This is a genomic window from Streptomyces litchfieldiae, from assembly GCF_031845365.1.
Taxonomy (GTDB): domain Bacteria; phylum Actinomycetota; class Actinomycetes; order Streptomycetales; family Streptomycetaceae; genus Streptomyces; species Streptomyces litchfieldiae.
In genome coordinates, this window is record NZ_JAVREL010000071.1 from 1 (window position 1) to 804 (window position 804).

An 804-nucleotide genomic window follows, 5' to 3' on the forward strand; every position below is an offset into this window, starting at 1 on the left:
CCTCCCGCACCGAACACCCCACCAACCCGTCCAACACCCCACACACCTCATCCAACGCCCCCGCGAACACCGGAAACCACCCATACAAACCCCGACCCATCCCCACCCGCTGCGACCCCTGACCGGAGAAGAGCAGGGCCAGCCGGCCGCCGGTGGCGGCGGGGGGCAGGGTGCCGCCGTCGGCCAGGTCGCCGAGTCCGGCCAGCAGGGTGTCGCGGTCCTCGGCGAGGACCACGGCGCGGTGGTCGAGCGCCGCGCGGGTGGTGGCCAGGGCGCGGCCGATGTCGGCGGGGGTGAGCGCCGGGTGCTGGGTCAGGTGGTCGTGCAGCCGAGCGGCCTGGGCGCGCAGCGCCACCTCACCCCGGCCCGACAGCACATACGGCAACGGACCATCCACCACCGCCGGAGACTCGGCCTCCGGGGACTCCGCCTCCGGCGCCTCCTCCAGGATGACGTGGGCGTTGGTGCCGCTCACGCCGAAGGACGAGACGCCGGCGCGGCGGGGGCGGTCGGCGCTGCCGCCGGGCCAGGGCACCGGCTCGGTGAGCAGGGAAACGGCGCCGGCCGACCAGTCCACGTGCGGGGTCGGCTCGTCCACGTGCAGCGTGCGCGGCAGCACGCCGTGCCGCATCGCCTCCACCATCTTGATGACCCCGGCGACCCCGGCGGCGGCGGAGGTGTGGCCGATGTTGGACTTGATCGAGCCGAGCAGCAACGGCCGTTCACCGGGCCGGTCCTGGCCATAGGTCGCGAGCAGCGCCTGCGCCTCGATCGGATCGCCCAGCGCGGTGCCCGTGCCATGCG

At 74.8% G+C, this 804-nt stretch carries 1 protein-coding gene; it reads right to left on the reverse strand.

Going from position 1 to position 804, the window contains the following annotated elements; genetic code table 11:
* Positions 1-804: ketoacyl-synthetase C-terminal extension domain-containing protein (locus RM590_RS35425; RefSeq protein ID WP_311708931.1), on the reverse strand; the 804-nt coding region annotated here is incomplete at both ends.